Genomic DNA, 10,314 nt, shown 5'->3' with positions numbered 1-10,314 from the left:
GGGAGGACCCGAGCCACGGCGACCTCGTGCTCAAGGCGTTCGAGCACCTCGTCGAGGGCGCGACCACTTTCACGTGAAAGTGCCGTTCAGGAAGTTAGCGAGCGGATGGACCGGATGGCTTCCGGGATCGCGTGGACCAGGCCCGACGCCGACGTCGGGGCGTTCTGGGCCGCGATCGCCCCGGCCAGCGCGTGCACGTGGGCCGCGGCGGCCGCCGCCAGCCAGGGGTCCAAACCGGCGGCCAAGAGGGCTCCGACCAGGCCGGACAGGACGTCACCCGAGCCCGCCGTCGCCAGCCACGCACCGCGCGGGGTGTTCACCGCGACCCGGCCGTCCGGGGCCGCGATCACCGTGCAGTGCCCCTTGAGCAGCACCACGGCGTCGTACTTCTTCGCCGCTTCACGCGCGGCCGCCACCCGGTCCGGCCCCGGCTTGCGGCCCATCAGACGTTCGTACTCGCCCGCGTGCGGGGTCAGGACCAGGGGCGTGTCCGGGTCGCGCGCGTCGAGGACGTCCGGGGACTTCGCGATGATCGTCGTCGCGTCGGCGTCCGCGCAGACCGGGACGCCCTGGCCGAGGACGTACCGCAGCACGTCCCGCCCGTCGGAGCCGGTGCCGATGCCCGGGCCGACCGCCCACGCCTGGACGCGCCCGGCGTCCGCGACCGTGCCCGTCGCGATGATCTCCGGCCACTGCGAGCGGACGACGTCGGCCGCGTGCCCCGCGTAGCGCACCAGGCCGGAGGTCGCGCGGACCGCCGAGCCCGCGGCGAGCACCGCCGCCCCGGGGTACGTCGCCGAGCCCGCCGCGATGCCGACGACCCCCTGGCTGTACTTGTCGTCCTCCGGGCCGGGGACCGGCCAGGCCGCCGCGACGTCCACGATGTCGAGCCGATGGAGCGAGGGATCGGTCAACTCGAGGCCGATGTCGACCAGCACCACTTCGCCGCACCACGACGGCGCCAGTGCGTGCACCGGCTTGAGGGCGCCGAACGTGACTGTGCGGGTGGCTTTGACCGCGGGACCGTCGACCGCGCCGGTGTCCGGGTCGACGCCGCTGGGCAGGTCGACCGCGACGATCGGCGCCTCCACCAAGTCGACGAGCCGCGCGGCGTCCGGCCGGAGCGAGCCACTGGCGGAGATGCCGACGATCCCGTCGACCACGACGTCGGCGCGGGCGATCCACTGTGGACCGTCCGCGGCGGACACCACCCGGCCCCCGGCGCGCTTCAGCGCGTTGAGCCCGGCCGGGTGTGCGCGATCGGGCTTGAGCAGGATCGCCGTCACCGCGACCCCGCGGCGGCGCAGGAACGCCCCGGCCCACAGCGCATCGCCGCCGTTGTCGCCCGAGCCGACGAGCAGCACGACCCGGCGGCCGGAAACGCCGCCGGTGTGGTCGCCGAGGAAGTCCGCGATCTGCACCGACAGGCCGAACGACGCTCGCCGCATCAGCTCGCCCTCGGGCGTGACGGCGAAGAGCCGCCCCTCCGCTTCGCGAATCCGTTCCGTGGTCCAGATTCCCTGCACGGCGGCGGCCTCCCTCTTACGCGGTGTTACTCCACGGTGACGGACTTCGCCAGGTTACGCGGCTTGTCGACGTCGTAGCCGCGGGCGCGGGCGATCTCCGCGGCCAGCACCTGCAGCGGCACCGTGGACACCAGCGGCTGCAGCAGCGTCGGCACCGCGGGGACCTCGATGAGCTCGTCGGCGAACGGCCGGACCGTTTCGTCGCCCTCTTCGGCGATGACGATCGTGCGAGCGCCGCGCGCCTGGATCTCGCTGATGTTCGACACCAGCTTCGAGTGCAGCACCGCGCGGCCCTTGGGCGACGGCATCACGACGACGACCGGCAGGCCCTCTTCGATCAGCGCGATCGGGCCGTGCTTGAGCTCGCCGGCGGCGAAGCCCTCGGCGTGCATGTACGCGAGTTCCTTCAGCTTCAGCGCGCCTTCCAGGGCGACCGGGAAGCCGACGTGGCGGCCGAGGAACAGGATCGCCTTCGAGTCGGCGATCCGGCGGCCGAGGTCCCGCACCTGGTCCACAGTGGACAGCACCTTCTGGACGGCCGCGGGCATGGCCTCGAGCTCGGCGAACTCGCGCGCGACCTCATCCGGGTACTTGGTGCCGCGGGCCTGCGCCAGCGCCAGGCCGACCAGGTAGTTGGCCGCGATCTGGGCGAGGAACGCCTTGGTCGAGGCGACCCCGATCTCGGGCCCGGCGTGGGTGTAGAGGACGGCGTCCGACTCGCGCGGGATCTGCGCACCGTTGGTGTTGCAGACGGCCAGGACACGCGCCTTCTGCTCGCGGGCGTGCCGGACGGCTTCGAGCGTGTCCGCCGTCTCACCGGACTGGCTCACCGCGACGACGAGCGTGTCGCGGTCGAGGACCGGGTCGCGGTAGCGGAACTCCGAGGCCAGCTCGACCTCGACCGGCAGGCGCGTCCAGTGCTCGATGGCGTACTTGGCGACCAGGCCGGAGTGGTAGGCCGACCCGCAGGCGACGACGAAGACCTTGTCGACGTCGCGGAGGTCCTGGTCGGAGATGCGCTGCTCGTCGAGGATGATCCGGCCGGACTCGAAGTGCCCGCGCAGCGTGTTGGCCAGCGCTTCGGGCTGCTCCTCGATCTCCTTGAGCATGAAGTACTCGTGGCCGCCCTTCTCGGCGGCGCTCAGGTCCCAGTCCACGGTGAACGGCTTCGCCTGGGCGGCGTCGCCGTGGAAGTCCAGGACGTCGTAGCCCTCGCGGGTGATGACGACGAGCTGGTCCTGGCCGAGCTCGACGGCCTCGCGGGTGTGCTCGATGAACGCGGCAACGTCGGAGGCGACGAAGTGCTCGCCCTCCCCGACCCCGACGACCAGCGGCGACGACCGGCGGGCGGCCACGATCGTGTCCGGGTGGTCGGCGTGCGTCACGACCAGCGTGAACGCGCCTTCGAGGCGGCGGCAGACGGCGGCGACACTGGCGGTGAAGTCGCCCTTGGTGTCACCTTCGGTGTAGGCGCGCGCGATGAGGTGCGCGGCGGTCTCGCTGTCGGTGTCGCTGGCCATCTCGACGCCGTCGGCTTCCAGCTCGGCACGGAGGGCGGCGAAGTTTTCGATGATGCCGTTGTGCACGACGGCGACGCGCTGCGAGGCGTCCCGGTGCGGGTGCGAGTTGCGGTCGATCGGCGCGCCGTGGGTCGCCCAGCGGGTGTGCCCCATGCCGGCGGTACCGCCGAAGTGCTCCCGGCCGACCTCGTCGAGCCGGGCCTCCAGGTTGGCCAGCCGGCCCGCCTTGCGCTCGACGGTCAGCGCACCGGCGCCGTCGAGCACCGCGACACCGGCCGAGTCGTAACCGCGGTACTCCATGCGCCGGAGCCCACCGAGGACGACCTCCAGAGCCGGGCGGTGCCCGACATATCCCACGATTCCACACACGCGCACCAGCCTAACGAGGGATATTCAGCCGGTTGACCGGGTCCGCGAACCGCCTCCGACCTGCAAAGACACCGGTTCGGTGGTTCAAACCAATACGGTCCGGCCGGCGGGCGCCGCGATCATTCCCGCGCCCGCACCCGGACGGCCGTCCCCGCGCGGGGACGGCCGAAACTGTCGGTGTCCGCCGGTAAAGTGGAAACCGGGGGCGCCCCCGGCGGGCGACCGGACGCCACCGCCGGGCACTGGAGGCCCGAGGTGGCCGGGTTGAGCGGCACACCGGGTTCGGCGGCACGCCGGGGCGGCGGACGAGCCGGGCGCGGGTGCGCACAGTAGGGTTCCGGCCATGGCCAGCAAGCCCAAGCAGCTGCTCGCGGAGTTGACGCACCCGGGTCCCCACGAGGTCCTGCGGGGCAATCTCGCCCTGGTCGGGCTGCCCGGCGTGGTGTTCACGCCGCGCGCCGGACTCGGACTGCCGGCGGTGGCCTTCGGGCACGGCTGGCTGCAACCGCCGGATCGGTACCGGCAGCTGCTGCGGCACCTCGCGAGCTGGGGCATCGTCGCCGCCGCGCCGGCGACGCAGCGCGGGCCGCTGCCCTCGCACCGGCTGCTCGCCGCCGACCTGCTGACCACCCTCGACGTCGTCACGACCGTCCGGCTCGGCCCGGACGGCATCAGCGTCGACCCGGCCAAGCTCGGCCTCGCCGGGCACTCGACCGGTGGCGGGTCCGCCGTCCTCGCCGCGGCACAGGACGCACGGGGCGAGAAGCCGCGGATCAAGGCCGTCGCCACGATCACGGCGGCCCAGACGCTCCCGCCCGCGACGGAGTCGGCGAAGGCGATCACCGTTCCCGGCCTGCACCTCGCCGCGGAGGGAGACCTGGTCGCCCCCGCTGTCGCGCACGCCGAAGCGATCGCCGGTGCCTGGGGTGGCGACGACGTCCAGCTGCGCTTCCTCGGCAAGGCGTCCCACCTGGGCGTCACCGAGGGCAGGCACTGGTCGCAGGTGTTCCTGCAGGGCAAGCCGCACCGCAAGACGCAGCAGCTCACGCGCGCGCTGTTCACGGCGTTCTTCCTGACCCACCTCACCGGCACCGACAAGTACCGGCCCCTGCTCGAGGCGGACGTCAAGCGCGCCCCCATCGAGCGGGAAGAAGAGCCCGCCCACTGACCGGAACGGGCCCGGCCGGAGCCGGGCCCGGGTCAGACCAGCCAGCTGGTGCTGGAGAAGTCGTCCTCGTCGTCGAGCGGACGCGCGTGCCGTCCACGCCGCGGCGGCTCGGGGGCCGCCGGTGGCGGTTCGGGCGCCGGTTCCGGGCGCGGCGGCACCGCCGCGGCGGGAGTCCCGTAGCTCGGCGTCGGGTAGTTCGTGTAGCCGGTGTCCGCCTCTTCCTCGTGGACGCCGAACTCCATCAGCGCCTCACGGGACTTGTCGGCCAGCGTCTTCTCCGTCGCCCAGCCGCCCGCGCTCTGCTTGCGCTTGTTGAGCTCGTCCATGTGCTCGGCGTACTTCTGCGCGGCGGCCAGCTCCTGCTGCATGCCCGCGCGGGCCTCCGCCTGGGCCTCCGCGACCCGGCGTTCGCGCAGCCCCCGCTGCTCGTCCTGCTCCCGCGCCGCGGCCTCCATCGTCGAGATCGCCGCGCGATACCGGTCTTCGGCGCTGCTCATCGGCCCTCCTCGGCCCTCGTCACCGGTCGTACCGGATCGAACGGTCACCCTCGTCGTCCAGCGAACCGCTGATCCGGCCCTTCGCGCCACTCGTTTCGAACACGCCGCCTTCGACGCGGTACTGGCTGGGTCCGCGCTGCTGGTCGCCGCCACCGCCCCCGCCACCGGGCGCGCCGCCCATGCCGCCCATCATCCCGGACATGCCGCTCATGCCCGGCGAGCTCGCGGCGGCGGCCTGGTGCAGGCCGGGGTCGACCGGAGTGGCGCCGAGGCCGCCGCCACCGCCGTCGGACATCGGCAGCGAAGTGTCGCTGCCCGTCTGGGCCCCCGGGTCGAGTGCCACGGCGCCGGCGAAGTCCGGCGTCGCGCCGCCGGTGACGGCGGAGCCGAAGTCGCTTGCGCCGGCCGTCGTCGTCGCGTCACCAGAGACGGCACCGGCACCGGCTGCGACGCCCGCACCCGCGTCGGCCGTCGCCACCGCGGGATCAGCCGCGCTTGCGCCGCCGCCGAGGTCGCCTTCGAAGCCGCCGGGCGCGGTGAACCCGCTGCCGCCCGAGGTCGCTTCGCTCCGCGTGAAGCCCGGGTCCGGGTGGGCCGGCGCCGGGTCGTTCGTCAGCGGGACTTCGGCCTTCGGGTCGTGCCGGGTGTCCGAGCCGGCGCCGGACGTGCCGGTGGTGCCGTCGGCACCCGGCTTGGCGTCCGCCTTGAGGTCGCCGGCCTTGGGGTCGTCCTTCTCGTCCAGGGTGTAGGCGGTCGGCTCGCCCTTGCCGTCGTCGACGGTCACGATCGTCGGGCCGTCCGGGCCCTCCGGCCGCTCCGCGGTGATCTTGAGGTTGCCGTCCTGAATGTGGATCTTGCCGTCCGCCCCCGGCTTGTAGGAGCCGTCGGCGGCGGGCTGGCCGTCCTTGACCGCCTGCTGGCTGCCCTGCGGGCCGAAGGACGCCTTGTCCGCACCGGCGGCGGCGTCCTTGCCGTCCGCGCCCTTGGCCTTGTCGTCGTCACCCCAGTCGAGGTGGTAGTCCTTCTTGTGGCCGTGGCCGTCGTCCACGGAGATGTCCTGCTTGCCCTCCTTGTCGGGCTCGGACATCGCGATCGTGTTGTCGCCCTTCTTGACCGACACCGTGTCGGTGTCGTCGGTGTCCTTGATGGCTTCGCCGGTCTTCGGGTCGATCGGGTACGGCTGGCCGGTCGCCGGGTCGACCTCCAGGGGCTTTCCGGTGATCGGGTTCTTGCCTTCGTCCGGCTTCGGCGTCTCGTCGGCTTTGGGCGTCTCGGCCTTCGGTGTCTCGGCCCCCGACGGCGTGGTGCTGCCACCACCGGTTCCCGTGTTGCCCGAGCCGGTGTTGCCGTTGCCCGTGTTCCCGGTATTTCCGGTGTTGCCCGTGTTCCCGCTGTTGCCGGTCTTGTCGCCGCCGCCTTCGTTCTTGGTCTCGGTCAGCTGGTTGCGATAGCCGTCCATGTACCGCGACAGCGCGCCGAACTGCTGGTCGATCGTGTCCTTGGCGGTCTTGCAGGAACCGTCGAACGCGTCGATCAGGCTCAGGTATTCCTTCCGGAACGCCCCGTCGCGCCAATAGCGGCAGACGTTCTGGCCGTAGGTGATGTTTTCGTCGTTGAAGCCGCAGTCGTCGTTCTGCAGGCGCTCGGCGAGGTTCGACGGGTTGTTGTTCTTCGCGTTGACCGCGTCGATCCAGCCGGCGACCTTCATGAAGTCGTCGAATTCCCGGGTGTCGCCGTTGGCGATCTTGAGGACGTCCTTGGCCATCGGGATGTCGGCCTCGGCGATCACCGGGCGGTGCAGTTGCAGGACCTCGTCGACCTTCTTCTTGACGGCGTCGAAGACGTGCTTCACCGTCTGCGGGATCAGCGTCGCCGCCCCGTCGATCTGCTGCGACAGCTCCTTGGCGTGCGGCTTGATCGTCTCGTCGTACTTGATCTCCGCCGCGTCGGCGCCCTTGCCCTTCCAGTCCCCGAAGAGGGTCCGGAGCTCGGTGTCGCTCTTGGCGAGCGTGTCCTCGACGACCTTGTGCGCCTTGCCGAGGTCGTCGGCGTCGGAGAGGAACTTCTGGAACTGGATCCCGTCGTCCTCGTGGAACTTGTCCTTGAGGTCCTTCTGGGAATCCTTCTTGTTGCCCTCGCCGCCCTTGATCTGGTTCCAGACCTCGTCGGTCCACTTCGCGAGCAGATCGACCGCGACGTCGCCCTGCTTCAGCAGTTCGTCGGAACTCTTCGCGCCGGCCCCCAGCGTCGGCGTGGCGATTCCGTCGAGGTTCTTCTTCGCCCGGTCCCGGAGGTCGGTGTCGCGCTGGTGTTCCTGCTGCTTGCCCGCCGCCTCCTGCTGGGCTTCCTTCAGCGCTTCGTCGACGTCGGAAGACGATCCCGGCAGCCAGTCGTTGGTGGGGTTCCAGCCGGCGTAGTCCTCGATGTACTTCTTCGCGTACTCCTCTTCCTCCGCGTTGAAGTTGAAGGTGTCCTCGCCGTATTCGTCCATGAGCTTGGACTTGGCGGCCATGGACACGTTCGGGTCGTCGAGGACCTTCTTGATTTCGGCCCATTCGGCCATCAGCGGTTACCCCCGGCCTGGTTCGCGCGGGCACCGGCGTCGGCTTCCTGGGCGGTGTACTTGGAGCCGGCCGTCCCGATTCCGCTGCCCAGGTTCATCAGGGCGTTCGACAGCCCGTTCATGCCCGCGCCGATTTCGTCGATCCCGGCCTTGTACTTGCCGAAGTTCTCCTGGTGGACCCGGCCGAAGTCCGCTGCGACGATCTCGGTCGGCGCGACCTTCTTCGCTTCGGCAGCCGGGTCGTCGGCGACGTCCGCCAGGCGCGTCTGCGCCCGCGTCATCGCCTCCGAACTCGCTGCATACCCGTCTGGCATGGTCGCTGCCCCCTTCGAACTCCACAGTCCCTGGCTCGGGTTTCAAGACTGTGACGCGCCCGGGCACCGTTCGGTGCCGTCGCAGATGCACACAGAGTCTAGCGTCCGGCCGAGCGGCGGACCTGGGCTTCCGCGAACTGCACCCGCCCGGGACTCACCCGCCGGCGCGCTGCGCGGCGACCGCTTCGGAGATCACCTCGGCGACGCCGCGGATGTCCACCAGCCGGTCGAGCTCGTCGAGGTCGACCGAGACGCCGTAGGCCACCTCGACCCGCGAAAGCAGCTGGATCCGCTGCCGGGACGTCATGCCGATGTCGTCGAACGGCGTGGTGTCGGTGAGCCGCTCGGGCGGGATTTCCAGCGCGAAGCAGATGACCCGCCGGATCTCGTCGACGTAGGTGCCCGGATCAGCCATGCCGCTCATTCTCGCCCCACCAGCGTTCGCGGGCCGCGGCGCGGGACACCTTGCCGCTGGAGGTCCGCGGCACCTCACCCGGCCGCACGAGCCACAGGGCGCGCAGCGGCAGGTCGTGCGCCGCCGAGACAGCCCGCCGCACGGCCGTCTCGGCGGCTTCGCCCGGCGCGGTGCACCCGGCCACGACCGCGACGCCTTCGCCGCGGCCGTCCCGCACGCCGAACGCGGCGGCGCGCCGGATGGCCGGGTGCGCGGCCTCGACGGTGGCTTCGATGTCCTGCGGGTGGTGGTTGCGGCCGTCGACGATGATCAGGTCCTTCAGGCGGCCGGTGACGTACAGCTGTCCGTCGTGGACGAAGCCGAGGTCGCCGGTGGCCAGCCAGCCGTCGGGCGCGATCACGTCGTCGCGGCCCCAGTAGCCGTCGGCGAGGTTCGGGCCGGCCACCTGGATCTCGTTGCCGACGATGCGGATCCGCTGGCCGTACGGCCGTCCGACCGACACCCGCGGCTCGCCGTCCTCGAACACCCGCACGGTGGGGCCCTCGGCACCGGCGCTCGTGACGAACACCGTCGCCTCGGCGAGCCCGTAACACGGCTTGTGCGCGGCCCGCGGCAGACCGAAGGGCGCGAAGGCCCGCTCGAAGTTCTCGACGGTGCCCGCGCGCACCGGCTCGCTGCCGTTGAGCAGGGAGTTGACGCGGGAGAGATCGAGGTCTTCCAGCTCCCCTGCCGCCTCGGCGGCCAGGTCGAAGGCGAAGTTCGGGGCGGCGGTGACGGCCCCCGGGTGCTCGGCCAGCAGCCGGATCCAGCGCAGCGGGTCGCGCACGAACTCCACGGGTGTGCAGAAGACCGACCGCGAGCCGAGGAAGACGGGCGTGCCGACGAGCAGGACCAGCCCCATGTCGTGGAAGAACGGCACCCAGCCCACCAGGGGGGTCGACGCGTCGGCGCCGTAGCACTGCGTGGTCTGCCAGCAGCCGGCCACCAGCGCGCGGTGCGAGATCACCGCGCCGGCCGGGCGGCGGGTCGAGCCGGACGTGTACTGGAGGTACGCCGGATCGGTCATCGCCACGGCGGCGGGCGGCTCGGCGTCGTCGGGCTCGATGTCCTCGACGGCCAGTACGACGGCCGGCGGGACCTTGTCCAGGAGGTCCTTCGAGGTCAGACACACCGACGGCGTGGCGTCCGCGAAGGCCGACTCGACCCGGGCGCGGCCGGTGCGGCCGATCGGGACCGGCAGCGGCACCGCGACGCGGCCCGCGTACAGCACCCCGAGGAAGGCGACGACGTACCCGAGGTCCTGGCGGGCCACGATCGCCACCCGATCACCCGGCCGGGTGCGGTGTCGCAGCTCGCGGGCCACGCCGCGGACCCGCGCGACCACCTCCGGCCAAGTCAGGGTGTGGTCGGCCGGTCCCGGGAAGGTGCGGCAGGTGAACGCGGGGCGGTCTTCGCCCGCGTTGCGGAGCAGGTAGTCCGTGAACGGCGTGGTCAGGACGTCATCCGGGACATCTGCGGGCGGCACGGCCCCATCCTGCCCTACCGTGTCGAAGCGATGGACGAGTTCGAACGGCACGGCATCGGAGTGGTCTCCGGCCGCGACGCGGGCGCGCGGGCCCTGCGGTCCGCCGAGCTGACCTCGGATCCCGGCGGTGGCTCCCCCAGCCTGCTCCTGCGCGACGGCGAAGACCACACCCGGGTGCGCGCGGTGCTGCGGGAGATCATCGCCGGGCTGGAACCACTGCCGGAGGCGGTCCGCGCGTCGATCGAGGCCGTGGTGGACGGCCTCGGGCCGTCGTTCGACCTCGTCGGCGACTTCGCGCGGCCGGTGGCGGGAGCGGTGACGTCGGCCGGGATGAGGTCGTCGCCGGTGGGGCAGAACCGGCTCGCGGCGATCTCGAGCCAGTGCTCGTGGACGTCGCCCGCGCCTTCGCCGGCGAGG

The 10,314-nt window shown here is 72.0% G+C and carries 8 protein-coding genes and 1 pseudogene; 2 read left to right on the top strand and 7 right to left on the bottom strand.

Annotation, left to right across the window (positions count from 1 at the left end):
- Positions 1–86 precede the first annotated feature (86 nt).
- Both AB0F15_RS44245 and glmS read right to left on the bottom strand, forming a co-directional pair.
- Entirely contained in the window at positions 87–1,526 is a 1,440-nt protein-coding gene (locus tag AB0F15_RS44245; protein WP_360283816.1) for an NAD(P)H-hydrate dehydratase, read from the bottom strand.
- Between the two features lie 26 nt (positions 1,527–1,552).
- Entirely contained in the window at positions 1,553–3,415 is a 1,863-nt protein-coding gene (gene glmS, locus AB0F15_RS44240) for a glutamine--fructose-6-phosphate transaminase (isomerizing) (protein WP_360283814.1), read from the bottom strand.
- A gap of 343 nt (positions 3,416–3,758) precedes the next feature.
- Between glmS and AB0F15_RS44235 the strand changes: the two genes are divergently transcribed.
- On the top strand, positions 3,759–4,583 hold the full coding sequence (locus AB0F15_RS44235) for an alpha/beta hydrolase (protein ID WP_360283812.1): 825 nt from the start codon (positions 3,759–3,761) through the stop codon (positions 4,581–4,583).
- A 32-nt stretch (positions 4,584–4,615) separates the two neighbouring features.
- Here AB0F15_RS44235 and AB0F15_RS44230 read toward each other — a convergent pair whose 3' ends face one another.
- The 5 genes from AB0F15_RS44230 to AB0F15_RS44210 form a co-directional block, all read right to left on the bottom strand.
- Positions 4,616–5,080 carry a hypothetical protein gene (locus AB0F15_RS44230; RefSeq protein ID WP_360283810.1) on the bottom strand — a complete coding sequence of 155 codons (465 nt, stop codon included), beginning with the start codon at positions 5,078–5,080 and terminating at the stop codon, positions 4,616–4,618.
- A 19-nt stretch (positions 5,081–5,099) separates the two neighbouring features.
- Positions 5,100–7,643, bottom strand: a complete 2,544-nt coding sequence (locus AB0F15_RS44225) for a WXG100 family type VII secretion target (protein ID WP_360283808.1) — start codon at positions 7,641–7,643, stop codon at positions 5,100–5,102.
- Positions 7,643–7,957 (bottom strand): hypothetical protein, encoded by a 315-nt coding sequence (locus tag AB0F15_RS44220; RefSeq protein WP_360283806.1) that lies wholly within the window; start codon positions 7,955–7,957, stop codon positions 7,643–7,645. The genes AB0F15_RS44225 and AB0F15_RS44220 overlap by 1 nt, the downstream gene beginning before the upstream one ends.
- Before the next feature lie 154 nt (positions 7,958–8,111).
- Positions 8,112–8,372: an acyl carrier protein gene (locus AB0F15_RS44215; protein ID WP_360283804.1), complete on the bottom strand. Its 261-nt coding sequence runs from the start codon at positions 8,370–8,372 to the stop codon at positions 8,112–8,114.
- Positions 8,365–9,897 carry a fatty acyl-AMP ligase gene (locus tag AB0F15_RS44210; protein ID WP_360283802.1) on the bottom strand — a complete coding sequence of 511 codons (1,533 nt, stop codon included), beginning with the start codon at positions 9,895–9,897 and terminating at the stop codon, positions 8,365–8,367. Before AB0F15_RS44210 ends, AB0F15_RS44215 begins: the two co-directional genes overlap by 8 nt.
- A 30-nt stretch (positions 9,898–9,927) precedes the next feature.
- On the opposite strand from AB0F15_RS44210, the pseudogene AB0F15_RS44205 reads away from it, so the two are divergent.
- A pseudogene (locus tag AB0F15_RS44205) lies at positions 9,928–10,314 on the top strand (cytochrome P450); the annotation flags it as partial.

It is taken from the genome of Amycolatopsis sp. NPDC026612, assembly GCF_040638285.1.
Classification (GTDB): Bacteria; Actinomycetota; Actinomycetes; order Mycobacteriales; family Pseudonocardiaceae; genus Amycolatopsis.
This window is presented reverse-complemented; position numbering and strand designations above follow the sequence as displayed.